This window comes from Vibrio sp. 1078-1 (assembly GCF_033340475.1).
The window spans coordinates 1-760 of record NZ_JAWOWM010000262.1; the positions used below are offsets into that span (position 1 = coordinate 1).

Genomic DNA, 760 nt, shown 5'->3' on the forward strand with positions numbered 1-760 from the left:
CAAGCTAAAGTTAAAACGAAGTAAGGTATTGGTGTGAAAAAGTATTCAGATTTGTGTCAACGCATCGTTGACCAAGGTGTTTGGGTTGAAAATGAACGTACAGGTAAACGTTGCCTGACGGTAATCAACGCGGATTTAACCTACGATGTTGCGAACAATCAATTTCCATTGGTAACGACGCGTAAAAGTTTTTGGAAAGCAGCAGTGGCTGAGCTACTTGGCTACATTCGTGGTTATGATAATGCTGAAGATTTCCGTAAATTAGGCACCAAAACGTGGGATGCGAACGCCAACCTAAACGACGCTTGGTTGAATAACCCATACCGTAAAGGTGAAGACGACATGGGCCGTGTGTACGGCGTTCAAGGTCGTGCATGGGCAAAGCCTGATGGTGGTCATATCGACCAGCTACGCAAGATTGTGGATGATTTGACTCGCGGTGTTGATGACCGTGGTGAAATCTTGAACTTCTACAACCCTGGTGAGTTCCATATGGGGTGCTTGCGACCTTGTATGTACAGTCATCATTTCTCGCTACTGGATGACACTTTGTATCTCAACAGTACACAGCGTTCGTGCGATGTGCCGCTTGGATTGAACTTCAACATGGTTCAAGTTTATGTGTTCTTAGCGATCATGGCGCAAATTACGGGTAAGAAGCCAGGTCAGGCCTTCCATAAAATCGTTAACGCGCACATTTATGAAGATCAGCTTGAGTTGATGCGTGATGTTCAGTTGAAGCGTGAACCGTTACAAGCAC

General features: G+C 45.4%; 1 protein-coding gene. It reads left to right on the plus strand.

Going from position 1 to position 760, the window contains the following annotated elements:
- Positions 1 to 33: 33 nt before the first annotated feature.
- On the plus strand, positions 34 to 760 hold a 727-nt coding region (locus R7190_RS26995), incomplete at its 3' end, for a thymidylate synthase (protein WP_318137815.1).